The 4,521-nt window shown below is 70.5% G+C and carries 4 protein-coding genes and 1 pseudogene; 2 read left to right on the top strand and 3 right to left on the bottom strand.

The window, feature by feature from the left end; all coding sequences use genetic code 11:
- Nucleotides 1–69: 69 nt before the first annotated feature.
- The gene (locus RSO01_RS46060) at nucleotides 70–486 is read right to left on the bottom strand and encodes a hypothetical protein (RefSeq protein WP_147157352.1); all 417 of its coding nucleotides are present in this window, start codon (nucleotides 484–486) and stop codon (nucleotides 70–72) included.
- A 123-nt stretch (nucleotides 487–609) separates the two neighbouring features.
- On the opposite strand from RSO01_RS46060, the gene hutI reads away from it, so the two are divergent.
- Both hutI and RSO01_RS46050 read left to right on the top strand, forming a co-directional pair.
- A complete protein-coding gene (gene hutI / locus RSO01_RS46055; RefSeq protein ID WP_147157351.1) occupies nucleotides 610–1,857 on the top strand; it encodes an imidazolonepropionase in 1,248 nt (415 codons plus the stop codon).
- Nucleotides 1,854–3,134, top strand: a complete 1,281-nt coding sequence (locus tag RSO01_RS46050) for a M20/M25/M40 family metallo-hydrolase (RefSeq protein WP_147157350.1) — start codon at nucleotides 1,854–1,856, stop codon at nucleotides 3,132–3,134. The genes hutI and RSO01_RS46050 overlap by 4 nt, the downstream gene beginning before the upstream one ends.
- On the opposite strand, the gene RSO01_RS46045 is transcribed toward RSO01_RS46050, so the two are convergent.
- Entirely contained in the window at nucleotides 3,118–4,071 is a 954-nt protein-coding gene (locus RSO01_RS46045; protein WP_147157349.1) for an energy transducer TonB, read from the bottom strand. The two genes, RSO01_RS46050 and RSO01_RS46045, sit on opposite strands and share 17 nt — an antisense overlap.
- Nucleotides 4,068–4,521 (bottom strand): annotated as a pseudogene (locus tag RSO01_RS48215) (hypothetical protein); the annotation flags it as partial. The pseudogene RSO01_RS48215 and the gene RSO01_RS46045, both read right to left, overlap by 4 nt.

Genomic DNA, 4,521 nt, shown 5'->3' with positions numbered 1-4,521 from the left:
CCGCGCGCTTCCAGCGCTCATGAGGCGCGCTGGAAGCGCGCGATCCGGAAGAGCATGAGGCTGCCGCCTTCAGTCCTTCGGCGTGTGGAACGGCTGGTTGCGCTGGTCGTCGACCTGGTCGGCCACTTCCTTCAGCCAGGCGCGCGCCTGTTCTTCGGTCTTGAACAGCCGCGCCGGGCGCCTGGCGGGTGAGATATTGACGAATCGCCGGAAGGCCGTGCGCGCCCTTTCGTTCAGGCCGATGACGGCGAGCGGCCCGCTCTTCAGCGTGGCGGTGTAGGCGCTCAGCCTGGCGCCCATCGCCATCACGTCCTCGTCGGTATAGATCGGATCGGCCTTGGTCGCGTCGAACAGCTTGCCGTACTGCAGCACGTCGGCCACCGCCAGGGCATCGAAATGCTCTTCCATCTCGGGCAGCGTCACGCGCCCTTCGGCGATGATATGCACCAGCTTCTGGTCGTGGAAGATGTCCCATTTCAGCGGCATCGGCTGGCCTCGACGCCGACCCGCGTCGCGCTGGCGTCGACGACGATGGTAGAAAGCCGCTTCATTCGCCACCGAGAGTATTGGTTCTGTCGGCCGTCAACAAGGCCGTGCTAGCGTTCGTCCATGCTCGACTTGCTCCTGACCAATGCCGCCGTCGCCACCATGGCCGACGGTCGTCCCTTCGGTCTGGTGAAGGATGGTGCGGTCGGCATCGAGAAGGGAAAGATCGCCTGGATCGGCGCCGCTGCGCAGGCGCCGCCCGCCACCACGGTGCGAGACCTTTCCGGCAAGGTCCTGACGCCGGGCCTGGTCGACCCGCACACCCATATCGTCTACGGCGAGGAAGGCCTCATAGACTTCGAGGTGCTGTCGCAGGGCGGCCAGCGCTGGGACCTCGAGCCGGCCGGCGGCGGTGTCGGCAACCTCGTGAAGCGCACGCGGCTCTTGTCGGAAGAGGCGCTCTACGCCGCGAGCCGTGCGCGCATGAGCCGCCTGATCGCCAACGGCGTCACCACGGTCGAAAGCAAGTCGGGCGCGGGCCTCGACATGGATACGGAGCTGCGCTCCATGCGCGTGTCGCGCCGGCTCGGTCGCGACCTGCCGGTCACCGTGGTCTCGACCTATCTCGGCGCGCACGGCCTGGCGCCCGAATTCGCCGGCCGGCGCGACGACTACGTCACCTTCATGAGCGAGGAGGTATTGCCCGAGGCGGTGCGCCAGGGCCTGGTCGATCAGGTCGACGGCTTCTGCGACAAGGTGGGCTTCACCCACGCCCAGATGGATCGCCTGTTCGCCAAGGCCCGGTTGTACGGGCTCGGCGTGAAGCTGCATGCCGACCAGTACACCGACTTCGGCGCCGGTGCCGTGGTCGCCCGGCATCGCGGCCTGTCGGCCGATCATCTCGAATACGCCTCGGAAGCGACGGTCCGCGGCATGGCCGAGGCCGGCACCGTGGCGACCCTTCTGGCCGGCGCACACTTATCCTTGAACGAGACGCAGAAGCCGCCGGTAAAGCTCTTCCGCGAGCTCGGCGTGCCGATGGCGCTCGCCACCAACTCGAACCCGGTGAGCTCGCCCACCGTCTCGCCGGCGTCGCAAATGCATCTCGCCTGTTTCCTGTTCCGGCTGACGCCCGAGGAGGCGCTGAAGGGCTTCACGGTGAACGGCGCCCGCGCGCTCGGCCTGCAGGCGAGTGCCGGCCTGATTGCCGTCGGCCGCGCCGCCGACCTTGCGGTATGGGACACCGACGATCCGCGCGGCATCGCCTATGCCATTGGCGGCGCGCCTTGCCTCGCCGTGATCAAGGACGGCCGCATCGTGCACGAGGCGCCTGTTCCTCGGTTTGATCGGCCCGACCTGGTGCGCGCATGAGCCGCGACGCCGAGCTGCTGGCTCTCCTCGAGGCCGAGCGTGAGCGCCAGGTCGATTTCCTGCAGCGCTTCGCACGCATCGACACCGCCAACCCGCCGGGCGACACGCGCCAGGCCGCCGACCTCTTCCGCGCTTTTCTGGACAAGGAAGGCATCGCCCATCGCACCGAGGCGCCCAAGGCCGACAATCCCAACATCATCGCCGGCTTCGAGGGCGGCAAAGGTCCCGGGCGCCATCTGGTGCTGAACGGCCATCTCGACGTCTTCCCGGTCGGCGACCGCGCCGCCTGGCAGCGCGATCCCCGGTCAGGCGACATCGCCGACGGCCGCCTGCACGGCCGCGGCACCGTCGACATGAAATGCGGCACCACGGCGCTGCTGTTCGCCTTCGCCTGTCTCCATCGCCTGCGCGAGGAGCTTTCGGGCCGCGTCACCCTCACCGTGGTGTCGGACGAGGAGACCGGCGGCAAATGGGGCACTGCCTGGCTGCTCGAGAACTGCGCAAGCGAAGTGACGGGCGAATGCGTGCTCAACAGCGAGCCCAGCGGGCTTGCCACCGTGCGCTTCGGCGAGAAGTGCATGCTTTGGCTGCGCTTCACCATCGCCGTGAAGGGTGGCCACAGCGCGTATCCCCACACCGGCGGCAGCGCCAACAAGGTGGCGGCGGCGCTGATCCAGGATCTGCTGGCGATCGAGAAGATGGTGCCCGACGAGCCAGGAACGGTGCGGACCACTCTCGACCGGCCGGAGGTGCGGGCGGCCGCCGAGCTCTCGCTGGGCGCCGGCGCCGCCGAGGTCATGCGCCGCGTGTCGGTCAATGTCGGCACCATCCAGGGCGGCGTGAAGATCAACATGCTGCCGCCGCAGTGCGTGCTGGAAGTCGACTTCCGCCTGCCCGTCGGCATCAGCCGCGCCGCGGTACTGGCCAGGGTCGCCGAGATCGCCGCCCGCCATCCCGGCACGCGCTTCGAGGAGCTGCTGCCGGGCGGCCCCGAGGCCAACGTCTCCGATCCGACGCACGAGATGATGGGCCATCTGCTGCGCCGCGCTGGTGCACTGGCCGGCGCACTGCTCGCGTCGCCGCCGCAGCCGATCGTCAGCCTGGGCGGCACCGACACGCGATTCTGGCGCGCCAAGGGCGTGCCCGCCTTCGTCTATGGCTGCTCACCCGCCGGCATGGGCGGGGTCGACGAGAGCGTCAGCCTGGCGGAGTTCCATCACGTGATGAAGGTCCATGCGCTCGCGGCGTGGGACTACCTGACTAGCGCTCGTAGTTGATCGGCACGACGAACGTATGGCTGCTGTCGGCGAGTTCCGCCGGCAGCGGTGCAAAGGGCGACGCCTTGCGGACCGTCTCCATGACGCCGCGATCGAGCGCTGGCGAGCCGCTCGGCCTGGCAAGGGCGACATCGACCAGCCTGCCGTCGCGGCCGATGGTCATCCGCACGACCACCAGGCCGCGCTCGCGCTCCTCGCGCGTTGCCGGCGTGAAGCGGGCCTGCGACAGCTTGCGCACGATCTGCAGCAGGTAATCCTGCTGTGCCTGGTGGGCGCTGTAGGTGGCGGCCGTTCGCGTGACCGGCGAGGGGGCGCCCGGCGAGGCGCCGCCCGAGAGATCGGCCTCGTTCTGCTGGGATGCGCGCTTCGGGGTTGCCTGCCGCACGGGTTGCTGCGGCGCGGGTGCCTGCGGGTGGTTCTGCAGGACAGAGGACCTGGCAAGCGCGGTCGGCGCGGTGCGGGCGAAGTCGCGGCCGCTGACCAGCGGCGGCGCGTCGACACCCGGCAGCATCGTTTCCAGGGTGGCTTGTGGCCCCGGCGGCGCGGCGCTGGTGCCGAAGTCGCGCAACAGCAGTACGGGCGGCGGTTCGGCCGACGGCAGGGTGCGGGCGATGTGCGGCTCGGCTGGCGTCGGCAATGGCGCCGACGCCGCTTCCGACGGGCCGGGCGCGAGAGCGGCGGACGCGGTGCCCGATCCGCCGGAGGGCAGCCGCTGCGCCGCCTGCTCGGCGGCGGGCACGGCCGCCTCTTCGAACGGCGCCGTCGGCCGTTCGAGCGTGAGCTCGATGGCCTGCTCGCTGAGCCGCTCCTGGCGCGGCAATGTCTCGGGCAGCAATGCCGCCAGCGCCGTCGCGTGCAGCAGCGCCGAGGCGACCACGGCCAGCGCCGACGCGCGACGGAAGCGCCAGGTCGTGACGTCGTCCGATTCGTCGATCATTGGCAGACTTCCAGCGGCAGGCGCTGGGTGTAGGCAGCCGTCAGGCAGTCGGCCGTGCTCCTGAACTGATCGCGCCGGAAATAGATGGCGCGCAACGAATAGGGGCGCGCCGAGCCCTGCAGCGCGGTCGTGCCGGACGGATCGCCGCCGGCATCGATGCCGCTACCATTGCCGTTGCCGCCGACGCCGTTGCCCGCGCCGCCGACGCCTATTCCGACGCCGCCATTGTGAGCGGGCGCCACGCTGTTGGTCGCCGCCGCCCCCGCGCTGCCGACACTGACGCCTGTCGAGGCGGCGCTGCCCGCACTGCCGCTGCCGCCCGAGCTGCCCGCCGCACCGGCGCTGCCTGAGCCGCCCGCCGCGCCGGCGCTGCCTGAGCTGCCGCCGCTGCTGGCGCCTGCGCCACCACCACCTGAGCCACCGCCTGCGCCACCAGCGCCGCCTCCGCCT

This window comes from Reyranella soli (assembly GCF_007992495.1).
Lineage (GTDB): Bacteria > Pseudomonadota > Alphaproteobacteria > Reyranellales > Reyranellaceae > Reyranella > Reyranella soli.
Note: the sequence above shows the minus strand (reverse complement) of the source record. Positions and strands in the feature narration are given on the sequence as shown.